Source organism: Acerihabitans arboris, from assembly GCF_010131535.1.
GTDB lineage: Bacteria > Pseudomonadota > Gammaproteobacteria > Enterobacterales > Enterobacteriaceae > Acerihabitans > Acerihabitans arboris.
On record NZ_WUBS01000001.1, the window covers coordinates 343,879 to 365,047 of the forward strand.

At 56.5% G+C, this 21,169-nt stretch carries 20 protein-coding genes, 1 tRNA gene and 2 pseudogenes; 12 read left to right on the forward strand and 11 right to left on the reverse strand.

Features of this window, described 5'->3' with window-relative positions:
* The first annotated feature begins 27 nt into the window (after positions 1-27).
* On the forward strand, positions 28-3,333 hold the full coding sequence (gene mscM, locus GRH90_RS01540) for a miniconductance mechanosensitive channel MscM (RefSeq protein ID WP_162364125.1): 3,306 nt from the start codon (positions 28-30) through the stop codon (positions 3,331-3,333).
* 23 nt (positions 3,334-3,356) lie between these two features.
* Here the strand turns inward: mscM and epmA are convergent, their stop codons facing one another.
* Positions 3,357-4,334 carry an elongation factor P--(R)-beta-lysine ligase gene (epmA, locus tag GRH90_RS01545; RefSeq protein ID WP_162364126.1) on the reverse strand — a complete coding sequence of 326 codons (978 nt, stop codon included), beginning with the start codon at positions 4,332-4,334 and terminating at the stop codon, positions 3,357-3,359.
* Between the two features lie 166 nt (positions 4,335-4,500).
* Between epmA and blc the strand changes: the two genes are divergently transcribed.
* Positions 4,501-5,025 (forward strand): outer membrane lipoprotein Blc, encoded by a 525-nt coding sequence (gene blc, locus GRH90_RS01550; RefSeq protein ID WP_162364127.1) that lies wholly within the window; start codon positions 4,501-4,503, stop codon positions 5,023-5,025.
* Between the two features lie 56 nt (positions 5,026-5,081).
* On the opposite strand, the gene sugE is transcribed toward blc, so the two are convergent.
* The 4 genes from sugE to efp all read right to left on the reverse strand — a co-directional run bounded on the left by sugE (position 5,082) and on the right by efp (position 6,776).
* Complete coding sequence (gene sugE, locus GRH90_RS01555; protein WP_162364128.1) at positions 5,082-5,396, reverse strand: quaternary ammonium compound efflux SMR transporter SugE; 315 nt, start codon at positions 5,394-5,396, stop codon at positions 5,082-5,084.
* A gap of 309 nt (positions 5,397-5,705) precedes the next feature.
* Positions 5,706-5,837 (reverse strand): entericidin A/B family lipoprotein, encoded by a 132-nt coding sequence (locus GRH90_RS01560; RefSeq protein WP_162364129.1) that lies wholly within the window; start codon positions 5,835-5,837, stop codon positions 5,706-5,708.
* Positions 5,838-5,994: 157 nt separating this feature from the next.
* Positions 5,995-6,132, reverse strand: a complete 138-nt coding sequence (locus GRH90_RS01565; RefSeq protein WP_162364130.1) for an entericidin A/B family lipoprotein — start codon at positions 6,130-6,132, stop codon at positions 5,995-5,997.
* Positions 6,133-6,209: 77 nt separating this feature from the next.
* A complete protein-coding gene (efp, locus tag GRH90_RS01570; protein WP_162364131.1) occupies positions 6,210-6,776 on the reverse strand; it encodes an elongation factor P in 567 nt (188 codons plus the stop codon).
* A 40-nt stretch (positions 6,777-6,816) separates the two neighbouring features.
* Here efp and epmB point away from each other — a divergent pair, with 40 nt between their 5' ends.
* The gene (gene epmB, locus GRH90_RS01575; protein WP_162364132.1) at positions 6,817-7,845 is read left to right on the forward strand and encodes an EF-P beta-lysylation protein EpmB; all 1,029 of its coding nucleotides are present in this window, start codon (positions 6,817-6,819) and stop codon (positions 7,843-7,845) included.
* 43 nt (positions 7,846-7,888) lie between these two features.
* On the opposite strand, the gene GRH90_RS01580 is transcribed toward epmB, so the two are convergent.
* The 4 genes from GRH90_RS01580 to GRH90_RS01595 all read right to left on the reverse strand — a co-directional run bounded on the left by GRH90_RS01580 (position 7,889) and on the right by GRH90_RS01595 (position 11,141).
* Positions 7,889-8,245: a DUF4156 domain-containing protein gene (locus tag GRH90_RS01580; RefSeq protein WP_162364133.1), complete on the reverse strand. Its 357-nt coding sequence runs from the start codon at positions 8,243-8,245 to the stop codon at positions 7,889-7,891.
* A 212-nt stretch (positions 8,246-8,457) separates the two neighbouring features.
* Positions 8,458-10,107, reverse strand: coding sequence for a chaperonin GroEL (groL, locus tag GRH90_RS01585; protein WP_162364134.1), 1,650 nt, complete (start codon positions 10,105-10,107; stop codon positions 8,458-8,460).
* A gap of 45 nt (positions 10,108-10,152) precedes the next feature.
* A complete protein-coding gene (locus GRH90_RS01590; RefSeq protein ID WP_162364135.1) occupies positions 10,153-10,446 on the reverse strand; it encodes a co-chaperone GroES in 294 nt (97 codons plus the stop codon).
* 218 nt (positions 10,447-10,664) lie between these two features.
* Positions 10,665-11,141: an FxsA family protein gene (locus GRH90_RS01595; RefSeq protein WP_162364136.1), complete on the reverse strand. Its 477-nt coding sequence runs from the start codon at positions 11,139-11,141 to the stop codon at positions 10,665-10,667.
* Positions 11,142-11,564: 423 nt separating this feature from the next.
* On the opposite strand from GRH90_RS01595, the gene aspA reads away from it, so the two are divergent.
* From aspA to GRH90_RS01625, 6 genes and pseudogenes are all read left to right on the forward strand, one after another.
* Positions 11,565-12,998 carry an aspartate ammonia-lyase gene (gene aspA, locus GRH90_RS01600; RefSeq protein WP_162364137.1) on the forward strand — a complete coding sequence of 478 codons (1,434 nt, stop codon included), beginning with the start codon at positions 11,565-11,567 and terminating at the stop codon, positions 12,996-12,998.
* Between the two features lie 220 nt (positions 12,999-13,218).
* Positions 13,219-13,524 carry a divalent cation tolerance protein CutA gene (cutA, locus tag GRH90_RS01605; protein WP_312857163.1) on the forward strand — a complete coding sequence of 102 codons (306 nt, stop codon included), beginning with the start codon at positions 13,219-13,221 and terminating at the stop codon, positions 13,522-13,524.
* Positions 13,500-15,269, forward strand: a complete 1,770-nt coding sequence (locus tag GRH90_RS01610; RefSeq protein ID WP_162364139.1) for a protein-disulfide reductase DsbD — start codon at positions 13,500-13,502, stop codon at positions 15,267-15,269. The genes cutA and GRH90_RS01610 overlap by 25 nt, the downstream gene beginning before the upstream one ends.
* Positions 15,270-15,312: 43 nt before the next feature.
* Entirely contained in the window at positions 15,313-15,888 is a 576-nt protein-coding gene (gene dicD, locus GRH90_RS01615) for a division control transcriptional repressor DicD (protein ID WP_162364140.1), read from the forward strand.
* A gap of 107 nt (positions 15,889-15,995) precedes the next feature.
* Positions 15,996-16,071, forward strand: a tRNA-Phe gene (locus GRH90_RS01620).
* Between the two features lie 159 nt (positions 16,072-16,230).
* Positions 16,231-16,905 (forward strand): annotated as a pseudogene (locus tag GRH90_RS01625) (tyrosine-type recombinase/integrase); the annotation flags it as partial.
* A gap of 273 nt (positions 16,906-17,178) precedes the next feature.
* Here the strand turns inward: GRH90_RS01625 and GRH90_RS01630 are convergent.
* Positions 17,179-17,457: pseudogene (locus GRH90_RS01630) on the reverse strand (transposase domain-containing protein); the annotation flags it as partial.
* Positions 17,458-17,559: 102 nt separating this feature from the next.
* Positions 17,560-18,444 carry a LysR family transcriptional regulator gene (locus GRH90_RS01635; RefSeq protein WP_162364141.1) on the reverse strand — a complete coding sequence of 295 codons (885 nt, stop codon included), beginning with the start codon at positions 18,442-18,444 and terminating at the stop codon, positions 17,560-17,562.
* A 148-nt stretch (positions 18,445-18,592) separates the two neighbouring features.
* Here GRH90_RS01635 and GRH90_RS01640 point away from each other — a divergent pair, with 148 nt between their 5' ends.
* The 3 genes from GRH90_RS01640 to GRH90_RS01650 all read left to right on the forward strand — a co-directional run bounded on the left by GRH90_RS01640 (position 18,593) and on the right by GRH90_RS01650 (position 20,831).
* The gene (locus GRH90_RS01640) at positions 18,593-19,342 is read left to right on the forward strand and encodes an SDR family NAD(P)-dependent oxidoreductase (RefSeq protein WP_162364275.1); all 750 of its coding nucleotides are present in this window, start codon (positions 18,593-18,595) and stop codon (positions 19,340-19,342) included.
* An 11-nt stretch (positions 19,343-19,353) separates the two neighbouring features.
* Positions 19,354-20,106 carry an SDR family NAD(P)-dependent oxidoreductase gene (locus GRH90_RS01645; RefSeq protein WP_162364142.1) on the forward strand — a complete coding sequence of 251 codons (753 nt, stop codon included), beginning with the start codon at positions 19,354-19,356 and terminating at the stop codon, positions 20,104-20,106.
* A 170-nt stretch (positions 20,107-20,276) separates the two neighbouring features.
* Positions 20,277-20,831 (forward strand): IS4/Tn5 family transposase DNA-binding protein, encoded by a 555-nt coding sequence (locus GRH90_RS01650; protein WP_162364143.1) that lies wholly within the window; start codon positions 20,277-20,279, stop codon positions 20,829-20,831.
* Positions 20,832-21,169: the final 338 nt, after the last annotated feature.

The window sequence follows — 21,169 nt, forward strand, 5'->3', positions numbered from 1 at the left end:
GCCGGGAGTAACTAGAGAGAACACCTATTGCGTCTGATCATTATCATCTTGTTGGGGTGGCTGCTCGCCGCCCCGGCATTCGCCGCCGCCTTCCCCGACGAAGCCCAGGTCAAAAAAGAACTTCAGCAGGCAGAAGCAAATAAAGGCGCGGCAAATCAGGCGGAGATTGTGGCATCCCTCCAGGGCGCCCTCACGTTTATCAGCGAAGGCACGGCTTCCGCCGAGCGCGCGGCCCGATATCGCAACGCCATCGATAATTTTCCCCAACTGACGCGTGAACTGCGCGAACGGCGCGAAAACGAACCGGATAAAGCCGCCGAGGTCAGCGCTAGGCTGTCGGCAAGCGAACTGGAGCAGCGCGTGCTGCAGACCAGCAGGGAATTGCAGGAGCTGGCGCGTCAGCTGCAGCAGGAGCAGGATCAGGCCCGGGATATCAGCGACTCTCTGAGCCAGTTGCCGCAGCAGCAAACCGAGGCGCGCAGGGCCATGAGCGACAGCGAACAGCGTTTGCAATCGCAGGGCAATACCACCGTCACGCCGCTGGGACAGGCGCACCTTACCCTGCTCCAGGCGGAATCCGCCGCCCGGCGGGCGCGGGTCAACGAGCTGGAACTGGCGCAGCTGAGCGCCAATAACCGTCAGGAGTTGTCGCGCCTGCGCACGGATTTGCTGAAAAAGCGCCATGAACGGGTGGATCTGGATTTGCAGGCGCAACGCTTCCGGCTGAACAGTTTACGCCAGCAGGAGGCGGAACGGGTGCTGGAACGCACCGAACAGCTGGCGGAGCAAAGCGGCGATCTGCCCGCCGTTATCACCGATCAATTGCAGATAAACCGCGAGCTGTCGATGGCGCTTAACGAACAGGCGCAGCGTATGGACCTGATCGCCTCCCAGCAGCGCCAGGCCGCCGCGCAGACGCTCCAGGTCCGGCAAGCGCTGAGCACGCTGCGCGAGCAGGCGCAATGGCTGGGTGACTCGCCGGCGCTCGGCGAGACGCTGCGCGCCCAGGTGTCGCGCCTGCCCGATCTGCCCAAGCCGCAACAGCTGGACAGCGATATGGCGCAACTGCGCGTCAGCCGCCTGCGCTACGAAGATCTGATGAACAAGCGTCCCCAGCTTGATCAAATCAAGCAGAACAACGGTTTGCCGCTGACGCCGGAGCAGCGCCGCATCATGGAGGCGCAGCTGCGTACCCAGCGCGAACTGCTCAATTCACTGCTGTCCGGCTACGATAACCAGATACTGGAATTGACCAAGCTAAAGGTGGCCAACAGCCAGCTGGTGGACGTCATGGCGGAAATCCAGGAGGCGGCGCACCGTTATCTGTTCTGGGTAGCGGACGTCAGCCCGATCTCGCTTTCTTTCCCGCTGCACCTGGTCCAGGATCTGAAGCGTTTGGTCTCGCTTGATACCTTCACCCAGCTCGGCAGCGCCATGATTATGATGGTGACCAGCCAGGAAACGCTAATCCCGCTGTTCTGCGCCATCGCGCTGGTCGGTTTCAGCATCAGCTCGCGCCGCCATTATCATGCTTTCCTCGATCGATCGGCCAGTAAAGTCGGCAAGGTCAACCAGGACTACTTTTACCTGACGCTGCGCACCGTGTTCTGGTCGATAGTCGTCGCCCTGCCCCTGCCGGTACTGTGGGCGGCGCTGGGATATGGCCTGCAGCATGCCTGGCCCTACCCGGTGGCGGTGGCCATCGGCGACGGCGTAACCGCCACGGTGCCGATACTGTGGCTGTTTATGGTAAGCGCCCACTTTGCCCATCCGCGCGGCCTGTTTATCGTGCATCTTGGCTGGCCGGTGCGCCGGGTTGGGCGGGCGATGCGTTATTACTCCCTGTCCGTCGGCCTTATCGTACCGTTGATCATGGCCCTGATCACCTTCGATAACCTTAATGACCGCGAGTTCGCCAGTACCCTGGGCCGGTTATGCTTTGTCCTGATCTGCGCCGCCCTGAGCCTGGTCACCAGCAGTCTGAAGAGAGCCGGCATTCCGCTTTACCTGGATAAATCAGGTTCCGGGGATAACGCGGTTAACCGTACCCTGTGGAACCTGCTGCTATGCGCGCCGATCGTCGCGGCGCTGGCCGCGTGCCTGGGCCATCTCGCCACGGCGCAGGCTCTGCTGACACGGCTGGAAACCTCGGTGGCCATCTGGTTTTTCCTGCTGGTTATCTACCATATCGTCCGGCGCTGGATGTTTATCCAACGCCGGCGCATCGCCTTCGAGCGCGCCAAGCAGCGCCGGGCCGAGATGCTGGCGCAACGCGCCCGCCACGAGGAGGATTTGTCGCCGTCGCAGCTTAGCGAAGCCGCCGCCGAGGTGGACGAGCCGATTGTCGATCTGGATGTGATCAGCGCCCAGTCGCTGCGCCTGGTGCGCTCCATCCTGACCCTGATCGCCTTTGTCTCTGTTATCTGGCTGTGGTCGGAAATCCATTCGGCGTTTGCTTTCCTGGAAAATATCCAGCTGTGGGATGTCAGTTCCAGCGTCAAGGGCGAGGGCGGCATCCAGTCAATTTCGCTCGCCTCGGTACTGGTGGCGGTGATGGTATTGATTATTACCACCCAATTGGTCCGGAACCTGCCCGCCCTGCTGGAATTGGCCCTGCTGCAACACCTGGAACTGACGCCGGGCACCGGCTATGCGATTACCACCGTCACCAAATATATGCTGATGTTGATTGGCGGCTTGATTGGCTTTTCCTGGATCGGCATTGAATGGGCAAAATTGCAGTGGCTGGTGGCGGCGCTCGGCGTCGGGTTGGGCATCGGGCTGCAGGAGATCTTTGCCAATTTTATCTCCGGGCTGATTATCTTGTTTGAAAAACCCATCCGCATCGGCGATACCGTCACCATCCGCGACCTGACCGGCAATATCACCCGCATCAATACCCGGGCCACCACGATTACCGATTGGGATCGCAAAGAGATTATCGTGCCGAACAAGGCCTTTATCACCGAGCAGTTTGTTAACTGGTCCCTGTCGGATTCCGTCACGCGTATCGTACTGACCATTCCGGCGCCGCCGGACGCCGATAGCGAGGAAGTTACCCAAATCCTGACCCAAGCGGCGCAGCGCTGCCCGCTGGTGCTGGATAATCCGGCGCCGGAAGCCTACCTGGTGGATTTACAGCAGGGGATAATGCTGTTCGACCTGCGGGTACACGCGGCGGAAATGGGCCATCGCATGCCATTGCGCCACCAGCTTAACCAGCTGATTCTCGAGGGCTACCGCGAGCACGGCCTGGAGATGCCGTTCCCGCCGTTCCAGGTGCGCATGGAAACCAATAAATGCACCTCGACGTTCAAATCCGGATCCCTGTAGACCGCCGGCGCCAGGGACAGGGCTCAGGCCCGCTCGACCGGGAAGGCGATGACCTCGGCCAGGCTGTCGGCCTTGAGCGCCAGCATCACCAGCCTGTCCACCCCCAAGGCCACGCCTGAGCATTCAGGTATGCCATGCGCCAACGCCGCCAGCAGGTTTTCATCGATGGGCTGCTGCGGCAAATTCATCGCGGCGCGCTTGCGATTATCCTGGGTGAAGCGCTGGCGTTGTTCGGCGGCATCGGTCAGTTCGCGAAAACCGTTGGCCAGCTCAATGCCTTTAAAATAGGCTTCAAAACGATCGGCGACCCGGTGGTCTTCGGTGCTGATTTCAGCCAGCGCCGCCTGGGTGGCGGGGAAATGGTAAACGAACGTCGGTTTATCGCGCCCGATATGAGGTTCCACTCCCATGGCAAATAATAACTGCAGCAAGGTATCGCGATCTTCCTCGACCGTGGCAATCCCGGACAGGTCAAGTTTGGCGGCGGCTTCGCACAGCTGCGCCTTATCGGCGGACAAGGGATCGATGCCGATATGACGAATAAACACCTGCTGGTAGGAAACGGTTTCCGCGCTGTCGCAGTCGAGGATTTGCTGGAGTAAATCGTCCACCTCGTTCATCAGGCGGTACATATCGTAATGCGGACGATACCACTCCAGCATGGTGAACTCGGGGTTGTGGTGCCGACCGGACTCTTCATTACGAAAGCTGCGCCCCAGTTGGAAAATGGGCCCGCTGCCGGCGGCCAGCAGGCGTTTCATATGGTATTCCGGGCTGGTCATCAGATAAAGCGGCACGCCCTGCGCGGCGCCCGGCCCGACATACTGCGTCTGGAAAGGGACCAGGTGGATATCCGTGACGGTGGCCTGGCTCATGGCCGGCGTTTCCACTTCGAGTAATCCGCGATCGGTAAAGAATTGCCTGACCCGGCCAATCACCACCGCTCTTTTTAATAGATTAGCGATGGGGGCGCTCGGTAACCAGCTTGCCATTTCGCTCATAATTTTTTCTCCCGTTAAACAGGGGATGCAGTCTACCTTTATCCCTTCTGGCAGACAAACCTTGTTCAAGCCGATGAATCAATCAGCCGCCCGAGCATCCATTTATACCTCAACCTTACGCCGATAGCGCTACACTTGCAGTTCCCCCAGGACCGATGGAGTACTTATGTCCGTATGGAAAACCGCCGCGCTGGTCGCCTCGTCATTACTGTCGCTGTCGTGCAGCGTCAGCCCGCCTTCAGGCGTAAAGCCGGTGCAAAACTTTAACGTTAACCGCTACCTGGGTACCTGGCATGAAATAGCCCGGCTGGATCATCGTTTCGAACGCGGGCTGGACCACGTTACGGCGCACTACAGCCTGCGCGACGATGGGGGCGTTAACGTTATCAACAAAGGCTTTTCACCGGCGAAACAGCGCTGGCAGCAAAGCAACGGCAAGGCGTATTTCCTTGATTCCCCGCGGCAGGCTTCACTGAAGGTGTCATTTTTCGGCCCCTTTTATGGCGGCTATCATGTGATTGAGCTGGATGCGCAGTACGGCTACGCCCTGGTATCCGGCCCTAACCGGGATTACCTGTGGATCCTGGCGCGCGGCAAAACCCTGCCGGAGGCCACGCGCGCCCATCTGGTGGACACGGCCAGGCGCCAGGGTTTTCCCGTGGATCATCTGATCTGGGTAGATCAATCCTGACGCGGTTCCCTTGCAGCGGAACGAACGCCGCGAACGGCCGCTCACCGGCGCCCCGGTTAGTGGGTAAGTTTCAGGCCCACGATCCCCAGCACAATCATCGCCAGGCTGACGATACGCACCCACTGCACCGGCTCGCCCAGCCACATCATGCCGATGATGACCGTGCCGACCACGCCTATGCCGGTCCAGACCGCATAGGCGGTACCCACCGGCAGCTCGCGCATGGCAAAAGCCAGCAGCGTGATGCTGATCGCCATGGCGATTAACGTCACGACGCTTGGCCCCAGGCGGGTAAAACCCTCGGTATATTTCAGGCCGATGGCCCAGACGGTTTCGAGCAGGCCGGCAAAAATAAGTAATAACCATGACATGAGAGACGACCTCAAAAAAATGGGGTCGTCCCCGCAATTAGGATACCTGGCGGGACGTCCAGCCAGGTAAGGTTATGCTACCTCGCCCGACCGAGGATGACCAGCAAACTTAATTAATCAATTAATTTTTTTTAGCGAATCTTTCATTTAACGAAACGGGTAGTTAAAGAAAGGGCACGGCCATTTTGGCAAATGACCGCGCCTCAGGACATGACAACCGTCACTGTCGATCAAACGATGCAACTAAAGCTAAACAGTTGTCACCGCGGCGGGAGGCCGAGGTATCAACTCAGGCCCGGCCACGCGATATTACTGGGCGGCTCGCTGTACTGCCTGCCCGCCGGCCGAAATATCTTCACCGGCGCCGCGGGTGGTATTACAGGCGGTCAAAGAGGATAAAACCAGGACAGATAAAAGGGCAATTATACTTTTCTTCAACATAACGTTTTCCTTTTGTAGAAATCACTCTTGTCTGAATGAAAAAGTGTGCTGTGGATAAAAGCTTGCCCTTTAAGCATAGTAAAAAACCGGCAAAACATATTAATCATATGGCCGGTAACGCACATTTAGGAGTATTTACTGCTGAAAAACGGAGCAGTTACTTGCTGGCACCATGGGCAATAGCGCCGCCGAGGTGCTGGACGTCTTCGCCGAAGCCGCGTGCGGTATTACAACCGCTTAGCGTCGCCGACATTAATACCGAGATAACGATCAGTTTAACTATTTTTGCTGACATAATCGCCGTATTCCCCGCATGCCTGGAAACACCCGTCATACCCTTGATAATGTACCAAGGGTATGACGGGTTGACCGTTATTTTACACGAGACACATATTCGCCGGAGCGGGTATCCACCTTAATCACTTCGCCAATTTGGACAAACAGCGGGACTTTTACGACCGCGCCGGTGGTGAGGGTCGCGGGTTTGCCACCGGTACCGGCGGTGTCTCCCTTCAGGCCCGGGTCGGTCTCGGTAATTTCCAGCTCGACGAAGTTGGGCGGCGTGACGGCGATCGGCTGGCCGTTCCACAGCGTTAACACGCATTCAGCCTGTTCAACCAGCCATTTGGCGCTTTCGCCCACCGCTTTCTTGTCGGCGGCCAGTTGCTCAAAAGTCTCGTTATTCATAAAATGCCAAAACTCACCGTCGTTGTACAGGTAGGTCAGGTTGATATCCATGACATCGGCCGCTTCTACGGAATCGCCGGATTTAAACGTTTTTTCCAGCACCTTGCCGGAAATCAGTTTACGGATGCGCACGCGGTTAAAAGCCTGGCCTTTGCCCGGTTTTACGAATTCATTATCAATGATCGAGCACGGCTCGCCGTCCTGCATGATTTTGAGACCGGAACGGAATTCATTGGTACTATAAGACGCCATGGTGGTCCTCTTAATATAACTTGGTCATTAAGCCAAAAAAATGGCAGATATTGTAACCCGAAACACCCCAATTAGAGAAGATTGGTTGCGTCAACTTGCCGATGCCATTACCGATCCCATCGAACTTTTGCAACAATTGCAACTCAATGAGCATCCGGCCCTGCGCGATGGCGCGGCGGCGCGGCGGCTATTCCCGTTACGGGTGCCGAAGGCGTTCGTGGCGCGCATGGCGCCGGGCGACCCCGACGACCCGTTGTTACGGCAGGTTCTCACCCAAAGCGAGGAGTTCCTGCAGGTTCCCGGTTTCAGCACCGATCCGCTGGAAGAACAGCAAAACGCGGTGCCGGGCCTGCTGCATAAATACCGTAACCGCGCCTTGCTGCTGGTCAAGGGCGGCTGCGCGGTCAACTGCCGTTACTGCTTCAGGCGTCATTTCCCTTACCAGGATAACCAGGGCAACCGCGCCAACTGGTCAATCGCGCTGGAGTATATCCGGCAACATACTGAACTGAACGAAATCATTTTTTCCGGCGGCGATCCCCTGATGGCCAGGGACCATGAGCTTGATGATCTCATCGGCCAGCTGGAAGCCATTCCCCATCTGCGCACCCTGCGCATCCATACCCGTTTGCCGGTGGTTATTCCGGCGCGCATTACCCCTACGTTGTGCCAGCGCCTGGCCGGCTGTCGTCTTAACGTGGTGATGGTCACCCACATTAACCACGCCAATGAGATTGACCGACCGCTGCGTGAGAGTATGACACAACTGCGCCTGGCGCAGGTGACGCTACTGAACCAGAGCGTGCTGCTGCGGGGGGTTAACGATAATGCCGATACGCTGGCGACCCTGAGCGAAACGCTGTTCGCCGCCGGCATATTGCCTTATTACCTGCATGTTCTAGACCGGGTACAGGGCGCGGCGCACTTCATGGTGGATGACCAGGAGGCCCGGGAAATCATGCGGCAATTATTAATGAAGGTCTCGGGCTACCTGGTGCCGCGGCTGGCGCGGGAGATCGGCGGGGAAAAAAGCAAAACCCTGCTTGATTTGGCGCTACGCCAGCGCTAAGCCGCGCCCGATCGCCCCGCGCGCGGGACGATCGGGCTGTCGGTTACGGGCATTTATAGACCTGGCCCTGGATTTTACTGTCCAGCGGGGCAAAGCTGGAAAGATAGGTTTCCTTGAAACCGGCCGGGCTGGCGGCGCCATAAATCACGTTGCCGCCCATTGCCGCCGCTTTGTTGCGCAGATCGTTAGCCGCGCCGCGCATGGAACTGCCTTCGCCGCCCTGGCCTGATAACCAGTTGCTTTGCGTGCCGGTGACCGTACCCAGCATTTGACAGCTGCCGGCCGGCCGGTCCTCGGTAAATTTCACCGATTGACCCGCGGCAGACAATTCATTAGTGGTAGTGCATCCCGCTAATAACAATGTGCCTGCACAAACACAGAGTAGAAATTTGATTCGCATCGTTTTCCTCGAATATTGATATGTCCGGCAAAATTTTTGCTGTGCGCCCTATTTTCCCTTGGGCAACCTTCAGCGCATAAACCGCTGTTTACCCTGCCCATACCGCTACCTGTTTATACCTTAAAAACGGTCCGGTTGATAATTTTTTGCCAAAAAAACAAAAACCCCCGGAAACCGGGGGTTTTTTTAACGCTATCAGCGAAGCAGGGGCATTACATCATGCCGCCCATGCCGCCCATACCGCCCATGCCGCCACCGGCGCCGCCCATATCGGCTTTGTCTTCACGCGGCAGATCGGTGATCATACATTCTGTCGTGATCATCAGGCTGGCGATGGAAGCCGCATATTGCAGCGCGGAACGGGTTACCTTGGTCGGATCCAGGATGCCCATGTCGATCATGTTGCCGTATTTTTCGGTTGCCGCGTTATAGCCCATGTTACCATTGCTGGCTTTAACGTTGTTGGCAATCACGGAAGGTTCTTCACCGGCGTTTTCGACGATCTGGCGCAAAGGCGCTTCCATGGCGCGACGGGCAATCCTGATGCCGACGCTTTGGTCTTCATTATCGCCACGCAGTCCGGTGATGCTGTTGGCTACGCGAATCAGCGCCACGCCGCCACCGGCAACCACGCCTTCTTCCACGGCCGCGCGGGTCGCATGCAGGGCATCCTCCACGCGCGCTTTTTTCTCTTTCATTTCAACTTCAGTCGCGGCGCCCACTTTGATCACGGCGACACCGCCGGCCAGTTTGGCAATACGTTCCTGCAGTTTTTCACGATCGTAATCGGAAGTGGCGTCTTTGCGTTGCTGTTCGATTTGGGCAACACGGCTGTCGATGACGGCTTTCTCGCCGATACCGTCGATGATGGTGGTGGTATCTTTCGTAATAGTTACACGTTTAGCCTGGCCCATATCTTCCAGGGTGGCTTTTTCCAGCTCCAGGCCGATTTCTTCGGAAATCACGGTACCGGCGGTCAGGGTGGCGATGTCCTGCAGCATGGCTTTACGACGATCGCCGAAGCCCGGGGCTTTCACGGCGGCGACTTTAACGATGCCGCGCATGGTGTTGACCACCAGGGTCGCCAGGGCTTCGCCCTCGACGTCTTCAGCGATGATCAGCAGCGGTTTGCCTGCTTTGGCAACGGCTTCCAGTACCGGCAGCATTTCGCGGATATTGGAGATTTTTTTATCAGCCAACAGGATGAACGGGCTTTCGAGTTCGATAGTGCCGGTTTCCGGTTTGTTGATAAAATAGGGGGAGAGATAACCACGGTCGAACTGCATGCCTTCAACCACGTCCAGCTCGTCTTGCAGGCCTGAGCCTTCCTCAACGGTGATAACGCCTTCCTTGGTTACCCTTTCCATGGCTTCAGCAATAAGTTTGCCCACGGTTTCGTCGGAGTTGGCGGAGATGGTGCCCACCTGGGCGATGGCTTTGAAGTCAGAGCAAGGCACGGACAGTTTTTTCAGTTCTTCGACGGCGGCGATCACCGCTTTGTCGATACCGCGCTTCAGGTCCATCGGGTTCATGCCTGCGGCAACGGCTTTCAGGCCTTCGTTGACGATGGATTGAGCCAGAACGGTGGCGGTAGTGGTGCCGTCGCCCGCAGCGTCGTTCGCTTTGGAGGCAACTTCTTTCAACATCTGGGCGCCCATGTTTTCGAACTTGTCTTCCAGTTCGATTTCACGCGCTACCGACACGCCGTCTTTAGTGATAACGGGTGAGCCGAAGGATTTGTCCAGCACGACGTTACGGCCTTTGGGCCCCAGGGTCACCTTGACCGCGTCTGCCAGAATGTTTACGCCGCGCAGCATTTTGATGCGGGCGTCATTACCGAATTTTACGTCTTTAGCTGCCATTTGAATTTCCCTTAAATTCGTTCAGTTCAGATGATTACGCGAGGATTACGCCTCGACGATAGCCAGAATGTCGCTTTCGGACATGATCAAGACTTCTTCGTTATCGATCTTTTCTACTTTCACGCCATAACCGTCGTTGAAAATCACGATATCGCCGACTTTCACATCCAGTGCTTTGATTTCACCGTTTTCCAGGATGCGGCCATGGCCGACCGCCAGTACTTCGCCGCGGGTGGATTTACCCGCCGCGGAACCGGTCAGAACGATGCCGCCAGCCGATTTTGATTCAACTTCTTTGCGCTTGACGATAACGCGATCGTGTAATGGACGAATTTTCATTGAAAGCTCTCCTTAAGAAAGTCCGTATCTGTTTCAGGATGAATGCCGGGCATGCCTTCATGCCCTGCCTCGTGGTGATTAAGATGGGGGCGTTCAGTTACGCTTCAAGGGGGAAAAAAAGAATTTTTTTAACTGAATGGTTATTTTTTATACACTTAAAATAAAAAACGTTTAATATCATCAGTTTAAAAAGCAGTCATTTCCATGGGCATTAACATCTATTTATCATCTTCGCGCCGGTGCCCAATGCCCTCGCGGGGAATATCCTTGCGCTTGAACTCGCCTTCGAACGTGTCGCCGCCCGCATCATGGGGAGCGGATCCACCGGGGGCGCCGCGCTGGAACCTCAGGTAGGGCAACAGCTTCAGGGTCAGCGAATTCTGCACCGGCGGCAGCAGCAGCAGCAGGCCGAGGAAATCGGTAAAAAAGCCCGGCAACAGCAGCAGGAACCCCGCCAGCAGGACGGAGACGCTTTTAATCATTTCAAGCGCGGGGCTTTCGCCGTTAGCCATCTTGATCTGCATTTGCCCCAGGATTTTCAGCCCCTGGGCGCGCACCAGCGATACGCCGATAAACGAGGTCAGCACTATCAGCAGCAGGGTAAAAAGCACGCCAATCACATGGGCTACCTGAATAAAAATCGAGATTTCTATGTAGGCAACGACAAAAATCAATAGTAACGGTATCCAACGCACCGAATTCTCCTTGGTTTAACGTGCCCGGCGGCGGCTCACTTTGGTCGGTGGCGACCGCCGGGCTTGATGAAATGAGCTTTCCTGAGGGTTATGGTATCCTGAAGCGGGGATTGAGGCGCGGGTTATTTACCGCACTTTACATCACTAACGACCTGGGGAATGCCGGCATGCATGGCGATACGCATCCCTTAACCCCGATGACCCGGACGATAAAATATCGCGCGTCCCCCGATCCCCGCCTTATCGTCCCGCCGGGGCGGGGAAATCTGTTGCGTAACCGTGATCAACTTAATAGTGCCAATGCTTAATCAGCATATAATGATGAGCATAGATACGTTGTCAGTGCAACGCGCTGGAAAATAATATTTTTATACTATTATCCCGCGCCAATCGTTAAAAATATCGCTTATTAAGGAAGTATCCATGGCGAATACCATTCGTATAGAAGAAGACCTGTTGGGAACACGTGAAGTTCCTTATGAAGCTTATTATGGCGTCCACACCTTACGCGCCATCGAAAACTTCTATATCAGCAACACTAAAATCAGCGACATTCCGGAATTCGTGCGCGGCATGGTGATGGTGAAAAAAGCGGCCGCGCTGGCCAACAGGGAACTGCATACCCTGCCGCGCGCCATTGCCGATACGATTGTCGCCGCCTGTGATGAAGTGCTCGACAAAGGCAGATGCCTGGACCAGTTCCCCATCGACGTGTTCCAGGGCGGGGCCGGCACGTCGGTAAACATGAATACCAACGAAGTGCTGGCGAATATCGGCCTGGAGCTGATGGGGCACCAAAAAGGGGAATACCAGTACCTTAATCCTAACGATCATCTGAATAAATGCCAGTCAACCAACGATGTCTATCCTACCGGATTCCGCATCGCGGTGTATATTTCAATCCTGAAACTGGTCGAAGCGGTCGGGCAACTGGGCGAAGGTTTCGAGCGCAAGGCGCAGGAGTTCGCCACCATATTAAAAATGGGCCGTACCCAGCTGCAGGACGCGGTGCCCATGACCCTGGGCCAGGAATTCCATGCGTTCACCGTGCTGTTGAAAGAAGAGAATAAAAATTTATTGCGCACCGCCGAACTGCTGCTGGAAGTGAACCTGGGCGCCACCGCCATCGGCACCCGCCTCAATACCCCCGACGGCTACCAGGCGCTGGCGGTGCAGAAGCTGGCCGAGATCAGTAACCTGCCCTTGCTGCCGGCGGAAGATCTTATCGAGGCGACCTCCGACTGCGGCGCTTATGTCATGGTGCACAGCGCGTTAAAACGCCTGGCGGTAAAACTGTCCAAAATCTGTAACGACCTTAGGCTGCTGTCCTCCGGGCCGCGCACCGGCCTCAATGAGATCAACCTGCCCCAGCTGCAGGCCGGCTCGTCGATCATGCCCGCCAAGGTGAATCCGGTGGTGCCGGAAGTGGTCAACCAGGTCTGCTTCAAGGTTATCGGCAACGACACCTGCATCACCATGGCGGCCGAGGCCGGCCAGCTGCAGCTAAACGTGATGGAGCCGGTTATCGGGCAGGCGATGTTTGAATCGGTGCATATCCTGACCAACGCCTGCTTTAACCTGCTGGACAAATGCATTAACGGCATTACCGCCAATCGCGCGGTGTGCGAGGCTTATGTGTTCAACTCCATCGGCATCATCACCTATCTCAACCCGTTTATCGGTCACCATAACGGCGATATTGTCGGCAAAATCTGCGCCGAAACCGGTAAAAGCGTACGTGAAGTGGTGCTGGAACGCGGACTGCTGACCCCCGCCGAGCTGGATGATATATTCTCGCTGGAAAACCTGATGCATCCCACTTACAAAGCCGTGCGCTATACCGATAAAAACGAGTAACAGCGCATAACGTTGCCCGCAACAACGTATTTTCATTGCTGTTGCCAACGCGCCGGCCGGGTTATACTGCCGGTCGGCGCTACACCGCGAGGTTGTTATGGCAGCAAAATTCCCGGCAGGAAAACCTATACCGGCGGCAGACCCTGTCGATGAAGGTGCATCTGAATCCCGTTCCCCCGAAGACGGTTCGTTTGAAAAAAATTCCGCTGAAAACGGCACTATCATTATCCTGTGCACCGCCCCGGATAGAGCCACCGCGCAGGCGCTGGCGGGCAAACTGCTCGGCGAAAAGCTGGCCGGCTGCGTCACGCTGCTGCCGGGCGCGACCTCGCTCTATTTCTGGGAAGGGAAACTGGAACAGGAAGACGAAGTGCAGATGCTGATCAAAAGCCATGTCCGCCATCAGCATGAGCTGATTACCTGCATCAAGAAACATCATCCTTATCAAACCCCGGAGTTACTGGTATTACCCGTCCAGGGTGGCGATCCAGATTATCTATCATGGCTCAACGCGTCCTTACACTGATTCTGCTGGCGTGGCTGGGCATCGGCCTGCCGCCGGCGCCCGTTTTCGCCTCGCTGTTCGGCAACACGTCGGCCACGGCGTTCGTGCCGGTCGATCGGGCATTCAGTTTCGATTTCCTGCAGCGGGGGACAACGCTTCATCTTAGCTGGCAGATACGCCCCGGCTATTATCTTTACCGGCAGCAAATCAGGCTGGAGCCGGCCGACGCCCGGCTGGGCGCCCCGGCCATGCCCGCGGGCCAGAACCACCACGATGAATTTTTCGGCGACGTGCAGGTTTACCGGTCAAGCCTGGCGCTCAAGGTGCCGCTGCTGGAAGCGGCGCCGGGCGCAACGGTGCGGGTCACTTACCAGGGCTGCGCGGAAGCCGGCTTTTGCTACCCGCCCGAGACCCGGCTGGTGCCGCTGTCGGCGGTAAGCGCCGCTGTCGGCGGCGGCGCCTCCGACCCGGTGATGGCGGTCTCCGGCGCCGGCGGCGCCCCGGCGGTGATAACTCCCGCGAGGGCGCAGGGTACCGACACCCTGCCCTTCTCCCCGTTATGGGCGTTGCTTATCGGCATCGGCATCGCCTTTACCCCCTGCGTGCTGCCCATGTATCCGCTGATTTCCGGCATTATCCTCGGCGCCGGCGCGGCGCGCCTGAGTTCGCCGCGTGTATTTACGCTTGCCATGGTTTATGTGCAGGGCATGGCAATTACCTATACCGCGCTCGGCATGGCGGTAGCCGCCGCCGGGCTGCAATTCCAGGCCGCCTTGCAGCAACCGGCGGTGCTTATCGGCCTGTCGGCGCTGTTTGTTGCGCTGGCGCTGTCCATGTTCGGGTTGTTTACCCTGCAACTGCCGGTAGGCCTGCAAACCCGCCTGACGCTGTGGAGTAACCGGCAACGGGGCGGCGCCCTGCCCGGCGTCTTCATCATGGGCGCGTTGGCGGGGCTGTTTTGCTCGCCTTGCACCACCGCGCCGCTCGGCGCTATTTTGCTGTATATAGCGCAAAGCGGTAACCTGGCCGTTGGCGGCGTGACGCTGTATCTGTATGCCCTCGGCATGGGAATCCCGCTGATCCTGGTGACGGTGTCCGGCCATCGGCTGCTGCCGCGCGGCGGCCCCTGGATGCAGCGGGTTAAAGAAGGCATGGGTTTTGTTATCCTGGCGCTGCCGGTGTTCCTGCTCGAGCGCGTCTTTGGCGATACCTGGGGCCTGCGGCTGTGGAGCCTGCTGGCGGCGGCGTTTTCCGGCTGGGCGCTGCTGTGCAGCCGGGAAGGCCGTTTTCGCGGCATCCACGCCCTGCAAATCGTCCTGCTAATCCTGATGGCGGTGGCGGTAAGGCCGCTGCAGGACTGGGTATTCCCACCTGCCGCCGGCGTTAGCGTCGCTGTGGAGGGCAACGCGCCGGTATTCAGGCGTGTCGCCAGCAGCGCGCAGATAAACCAGGCGCTGAATGAATCGCCCGACCGGCCGGCGATGTTGGATCTGTATGCCGACTGGTGCGTCGCCTGTAAAGAATTCGAGAAATACACCTTCCCCGCCGAAGGAGTGAAACACCAGTTGGCTAATCTGACGTTATTACAGGCGGATGTGACGGCCAATTCACCGGAGCAGCAGGCCCTGCTCAAGGAGCTGCGGGTCCTGGGCCTGCCCACCATCCTGTTTTTCGACCGCCGGGGACGGGAAATTCCTGGTTCACGGATAACCGGCTTTATGGATGCCGACGATTTTCAGCGCCATTTGCAGAACATCGCCCGATAAACGACACTAGGGACTGGCAACCGCGAGCTTTTAGGAGGCATAAGTGCAACGCGAACAGGTTCTTGATTATGCGTTGAACCTTTTGGAACAAAAAGGTTTTACCCTCGTTTCACTGGAGATGCTTGCCGACGGCCTGGCGATACCCCGAACCCAGCTTGAGCAATACTGGCCGGATCGCGAGGCGCTGCTGTTTGACTGCCTGCGTTATCACGGCGAGCAGGTGGACGGCTGGCGCAGCAAGCTATTGCTGGACGATACGCTCGATCCGCAGCAAAAGCTGTTGGCGCGCTACCAGGTACTGGACGAGCAGGTGCGCCAGCAGCGCTATCCCGGCTGCCTGTTTGTCGCCGCCTGCAGCTTTTATCCGGCCACCGACCACCCGATACATCAGCTGGCCGAACGGCAAAAACAGGCGTCCTACACCTATACCCGCGCACTGCTGGACCAGTTGGAAACCGATGACCCCACCATGGTGGCGCAGCAAATGGAACTGATCCTGGAGGGTTGCCTGAGCAAGCTGCTGGTGAAGCACCAGTTACAGGATGTCGCCGTGGCCCGCCGCCTGGCGGAGGATATTTTGCGCTTATCCTTATGCCGGAAAAATGGCGCGCTGACCTGAATATTTGCGCAACTTGACCGAAAAGTCAGCGATTGAGAGGGATTACGCATAAATCCTTGATAAATCCATTGACGAACCGCGGTCAATACGGTGTAATGCGGCGCGTTGCCCGGATAGCTCAGTCGGTAGAGCAGGGGATTGAAAATCCCCGTGTCCTTGGTTCGATTCCGAGTCCGGGCACCACCATTTCTTTTTTATGCTTTCTTATGAATCCCTATATATCTTAAATTCAACAGGTTAGCGTAAAACCCTTTCCGATACGTTTTGATTTATCCCTAGGTATCCGGAAAATGTGGGGTCAAATTGCGGGTCATTCAGTTCGATGAATGGAGTGACCCTCACATGGCTCTGACTGACAGCAAAATCCGCGCTGCAAAAACCTTCGTAAAATCCTACAAACTCACCGATGCTCAGGGTCTGTATCTACTGGTATCAACCAGCGGTTCGCGCCTGTGGTATTTCCGCTACCGCTTCGGCGGCAAGGAATCACGCCTGGCTATAGGCGCCTATCCGCAGGTGACGCTGGCGGAGGCCCGTGAAAAACGCGACGCTGCCCGCAAGCTGCTGGCCTCCGGCATCTGTCCTTCCCTGCCCCGCGAATCAGAAAAAACCGCTGTAGACGAATCCCGCACCTTTAAACACATCGCAACCTCATGGCACACCAGCAGCCTCAGACTCTGGTCGGAAAGCCACGCGTATAAAGTCCTTACCTGCCTGAAACGCTATGCGTTTCCTGACATTGGCGAAATGGATATCGCGGAAGTCGAAACACGGCATCTGGCGCAGCTCATCAAAGCCATTGATGACAAGGGCGTGCATGACGTGGCCGGGAGGATGCGGCAGTATCTGACCAAAATCATGCGCCACGCCGTGCAACAGGGCCTAATCAAATACCACCCCGCGTTCGATCTGGGGGGCGTCGTGACGCCGATAGTGGCCCAACATCTTCCCGCGTTGCCGCTGAAACGTCTACCCGAATTGCTGAGGAACTTATATAACTACAAAGGCCAGACGTTGCGGTAATCCCCCGCAAAACTGGGGTTGTGGATTACCCAACCACCAGGTGAAAATTACTAGCAGGCAGTATAAAAAATTAACAAAAGCATCGTCGATATTGTGATACGACTCTCAAATCTACGTCACCCAATATCTAGCATTGTCGACTCATTTTACATGGAATTTTGTTCGGTTATAGACAGTTTATTGGCACATTCGACCATCGATATCCGTACACGCTGGAAATATCTTCTGGACTGCGCCGGAAGCGTCAAGGTTGCACCGTATTGACGCTTATTCGGCAGGGATGTTGAGGTTCCACGGCAGGAGATCTTTGATCTTATTGATGGGAAGGTCCGCGATGGTCGCCAGCACATGGCGCAGATACGCTTCATGCTCCACGCCGTTCAGTTTGCAACTGCCGATCGGCGTGTACATCAGCGCCGCCCGGTCGCCACCGCTGTCTTTGCCCATAAAGAGATGATTTTTTCGCCCAAGGCTCACCATCCGCAGCGCGTTTTCAGCGACATTGTTGTCGATCTCCGCCCAGCCATCGGTGCTGTAATAACACATGCGTATTCTGGTGAAGATGAACGGTTATTCCGGAAGAAGGTGAACGTGTTATTTCCTGTCGCGGCCGGACTTTCCTTTATTACCTGCCCTGTTCATTTTATCTCAGCAAATGTCGGGCCGTCCTGCCATCCTTTCAGAGTAGTCCTGCATCGCAGTGCGGATATGTTCGCAGAGAAGCCGCACGCGCTTCGTCTGTCGTGTCTCACTGTGGGTCAGCAGCCAGACATCGCCAATGCGCGCGACAGGTCCTCCGGGTACACGGGCAAGCACAGGATCGGCATCGCCGAGAAAACAGGGCAGAAGCGTGATCCCCATGGCCGCGCGTGCCGCCTCAAACTGAGAGCGCATTTCTGCGAAGCGGATCGGGGTGGTTGTCATCCTCATCCCCCCTTCAGGCTGCCATTCGGACGGAACGGCCTCGCCTGGTCCCAGCAGCCAGGGTACAGACCCTGAAGGGGCTGCTAAAAGAGTTAAATGGCCGTAGTATCCTGTATAAAACTCACAAAGTTTCATACCGTAAAGATTGCCTGGCGGCGTTGTATCACCGGTGGCCACGCGCAGGGCGACGTCCGCCTCCCGGTTGCCCAGATTGGCGATGGTTCCCGACCCGATAATCTCCAGCGCAATATCAGGGTAAGAATTCATAAAATCCGCAAGCGTGGGCATAAGCAGGTCGGTTGCAAGAGATATGGGGAGCGTAAACCGCAAAGGCCCGGAAACACGCTGGTCTCTGCCGAAAACTCTAGCTTCTATCTGAGATGACGCTGTAGCCATCTGCCCTGCAAGCTCGACGATGTCTGTGCCCGCGTCCGTCAGCCGGTATCCGGATGCCTGCTTTTCAAACAGCTTGGTATTCAGCTTGTTTTCCAGTCGACCAACGCCGCGAATGATGGTGGCGTGGTTAACACCCAGTGCGTCAGCGGCCGCGCGTACCGTCCCGCCTTCCGCCACGGCAAGAAACATGCGAAGTTCATCCCAGTGGTCCATTGGTGCGTTTTCTCACAAGTGTTGTGCAATTTTCACCAGTTTAATTCTGGATCAGCCTGAAGCATACTGAAAATCAGAGAGCCATGGTGTTTTTTTTCACATGGCAGACAATCAGCCTCTTAATGAAATGAACGTAAGTGAGGAAACCATGGGCAAACTGGAATCTAAAATTGTTGTGGTGACTGGCGGTTCCAGCGGGATCGGTTATGCGATCGCCAGGCGCTTCATCCAGGAAGGGGCGACGGTTTATATCGCTGGCCGCAGACTGGCTGAGCTTGAAGCGGCGGCAGCGAAGCTGGGTAAACATGCGAAAGCGATCCAGACCGACATCGCCTCCCCCGACAGTCTGGACCGGCTGTTTACCACGGTTCAGAAGCAGGAAGGCGGGCTTGACATCCTCGTTGCCAATGCCGGCGTCATTGCCTCGGCGGCAATCAGCGACGTGACGGAGCAGCATTTTGACCGGATGTTCGACATCAATGTCAGAGGAACGTTCTTTACCCTGCAGAGGGCGCTTCCGGCGATGCGCGAAGGTGGTTCGGTTATCCTTGTATCATCCTGTCTGGCGACAAAAGGACTGCCGGGCCACAGCGTCTACAATGCCACCAAGGCCGCTGTGCGCTCCTTGGTACGGACCGCGGCGGCGGAACTGAAAGCACGGAATATCCGGGTGAACACGCTGAGCCCCGGTCCTGTCGATACGCCTATTATTGACGCGCAGGTTGGTACGCCTCAGGAAGCAGAAGACTTTCGTAAACAGGCTGCAGCCCTGGTGCCTCTCGGGCGTTTAGGACAGCCGGATGAACTGGCCGCTGCCGCTCTTTTTCTCGCATCAGACGAAAGCAGTTTTTCCACCGGAACCGATCTTGTCGTCGATGGCGGCATGACACAGTTTTAAGGAGAGTTATCATGAAAAGACTTGCAGGGAAAACGGCTATCGTTACCGGTGCTTCAAAAGGGATCGGAGCAGGTATCGCCCGGGAACTGGCGCGCCAGGGGGCGCAGGTGGTGGTGAACTATGCGTCCGATCGCAGCGGAGCCGATAAGGTTGTCGCAGCCATTGAGGCAGAGGGCGGCCAGGCGATTGCCGTTCAGGCCAGCGTAGCAATCGCGGCGGATGTAAAGCGGCTGTTTACCGAAACCACGCGTGCCTACGGGAAACCTGATATTCTCGTGAACAACGCCGCAGTCTACGGCCCGACGCCGCTTGAGGCCATCACGATTGATGAGTTTCACCGGCAGTTTAACACCAACGTTCTGGGCGTCATCCAGACCATTCAGGAAGCGGCGAATCACTTCAGCGAATCCGGAGGAGCCATCGTCAATATCGGCTCCATCGACAGCTGTCGCGCCGTACCGGGAATGGCAGTCTACTCCGCAACCAAAGGCGCTCTGGATGCGCTGACCAGGGTGCTTGCAGCTGAACTTGGTTCACGAGGCATCAGAGTAAATACCCTGGCTCCCGGAGGGACCCATACCGAAGGGATTATCAGTGCCGGATTTATTGGCAGCCCGTTCGAAACTGACATGATCGAACGAACGCCGCTTGGCAGGCTGGGCCAGCCGCAGGATATTGCGAAGGTTGCGGCATTTCTGGCTTCGGACGATGCGGCCTGGATCACCGGTGATCGCCTTGTGGCCTCCGGTGGGTTCTACGGTTGAGCGCGTAATCAATAGCGATAAAAAAGGGTGGCTTTTTTCAGGCGCTTGTCCTGTAGCTATGAAGACAGCGTTAAAAAGGTAAGCGTACGCCCAGTCTTGCGGCTACCCACAATTATATCAATATAATCATTAAGATAATTAGATAACGTCGTATCCAGGGATGGGTGTTTATGGTCAATTTGGAACAGGCCTCGACTTCGCTTTCATGGCTCGATGAGGAAATTAATTCTTCTACTTTTAGCGATCGCCGTCATGCCAGCCACTTTAAATCTCTGATGCAAAAACTCCGGCAAGGGATGGGAAACAGCCTGCCCTTTGCCTGCCAGGATCGCGCAGCGACAAAAGCGGCTTACCGGTTTCTTTCCAGCACCAGAATTGATGAGCAGATGCTTCTGCAGGGGCATACCGAAGCCACCTGCCGGCGTGTGGAAGCCGCTTCGCAAGAAACCATACTCCTCCTGCAGGATACCACTACTTTTGGTTATCACCGGAACAACCCTGATGCAGTTGGCTTCGCGGGCCACTACACCACAGGGCTTGCCACAACAGGAAATGATACCGGCATCATTCACGGGATCCTGATGCATTCCAGCCTGGCCGCGACGACACAGGGACTTCCGCTGGGCCTGACGGCGGTTAGATTCTGGACCCGTAAGAAATTCAAAGGGACGAATGCCTTGAAAAGAAAAATTAATCCGACCCGAGTTCCCATTGGGGAAAAATAAAGTTATCGCTGGCTGGAGAAAATACCGAAAGCTCCGGTGGAACTGGCGTGCACAAAAGTAGAGAGAAAACTCCGGATCCTATGATGAAAGATACAGCACAAATAATGTTCTCATCACCGCTTGAGGAATATACGATAAAACTTGCGCAACTCGGTGGCATATGGGTAATAAAAACAATCACCCACCAGGAAATATCGTTATCTGGCGGGGTCTGCGACGTTTAAATGAAATACAGGCGGGATGGGAAATCGCGACGGAACGATGTGGGTAGTTGAAGACTGGGCGTACGCTTACGGGATTTCCCAGCCGTTTGAAAATGCAAAAGTCGATCCTGATGC

Bases quoted from the DNA above. Each gene is read 5' to 3' on its own strand.
- epmA (WP_162364126.1), bottom strand. From the start codon at position 4,334: ATGAGCGAAATGGCAAGCTGGTTACCGAGCGCCCCCATCGCTAATCTA.
- blc (WP_162364127.1), top strand. From the start codon at position 4,501: ATGTCCGTATGGAAAACCGCCGCGCTGGTCGCCTCGTCATTACTGTCG.
- sugE (WP_162364128.1), bottom strand. From the start codon at position 5,396: ATGTCATGGTTATTACTTATTTTTGCCGGCCTGCTCGAAACCGTCTGG.
- GRH90_RS01560 (WP_162364129.1), bottom strand. From the start codon at position 5,837: ATGTTGAAGAAAAGTATAATTGCCCTTTTATCTGTCCTGGTTTTATCC.
- GRH90_RS01565 (WP_162364130.1), bottom strand. From the start codon at position 6,132: ATGTCAGCAAAAATAGTTAAACTGATCGTTATCTCGGTATTAATGTCG.
- efp (WP_162364131.1), bottom strand. From the start codon at position 6,776: ATGGCGTCTTATAGTACCAATGAATTCCGTTCCGGTCTCAAAATCATG.
- epmB (WP_162364132.1), top strand. From the start codon at position 6,817: ATGGCAGATATTGTAACCCGAAACACCCCAATTAGAGAAGATTGGTTG.
- GRH90_RS01580 (WP_162364133.1), bottom strand. From the start codon at position 8,245: ATGCGAATCAAATTTCTACTCTGTGTTTGTGCAGGCACATTGTTATTA.
- groL (WP_162364134.1), bottom strand. From the start codon at position 10,107: ATGGCAGCTAAAGACGTAAAATTCGGTAATGACGCCCGCATCAAAATG.
- GRH90_RS01590 (WP_162364135.1), bottom strand. From the start codon at position 10,446: ATGAAAATTCGTCCATTACACGATCGCGTTATCGTCAAGCGCAAAGAA.
- aspA (WP_162364137.1), top strand. From the start codon at position 11,565: ATGGCGAATACCATTCGTATAGAAGAAGACCTGTTGGGAACACGTGAA.
- GRH90_RS01610 (WP_162364139.1), top strand. From the start codon at position 13,500: ATGGCTCAACGCGTCCTTACACTGATTCTGCTGGCGTGGCTGGGCATC.
- GRH90_RS01635 (WP_162364141.1), bottom strand. From the start codon at position 18,444: ATGGACCACTGGGATGAACTTCGCATGTTTCTTGCCGTGGCGGAAGGC.
- GRH90_RS01640 (WP_162364275.1), top strand. From the start codon at position 18,593: ATGGGCAAACTGGAATCTAAAATTGTTGTGGTGACTGGCGGTTCCAGC.
- GRH90_RS01645 (WP_162364142.1), top strand. From the start codon at position 19,354: ATGAAAAGACTTGCAGGGAAAACGGCTATCGTTACCGGTGCTTCAAAA.
- GRH90_RS01650 (WP_162364143.1), top strand. From the start codon at position 20,277: ATGGTCAATTTGGAACAGGCCTCGACTTCGCTTTCATGGCTCGATGAG.